Source organism: Acinetobacter sp. 1207_04, assembly GCF_052850415.1.
In genome coordinates, this window is record NZ_VXCQ01000049.1 from 1 (window position 1) to 253 (window position 253).

At 44.3% G+C, this 253-nt stretch carries 1 pseudogene; it reads right to left on the reverse strand.

Annotated features, from left to right (window positions below):
- Positions 1 to 253: pseudogene (locus tag FW754_RS16425) on the reverse strand (hypothetical protein); the annotation flags it as partial.

Here is a 253-nt window from a genome sequence, read left to right on the forward strand (position 1 = left end):
TGTGCCATCTGTACCTGGTGGTACTTGTGCTGTGTAGCTACCATCCGGTTGTTTTTCAAAGATTACTGGAATGTCTTTGCCATTCTCATCTTTTACTGTGATTTTGTCGGTGGTGATTGAATCAGGATCAACATCATCTGGGTAGGTCAACGTAATGTTACCGTCTTCGTCTACTTTTACTGTCACTTGTGGTGGTGTGGTATCAACCGGGCCTTCGCCCTTACCAATTAAACCAGGATTACCTGTTAAGTCG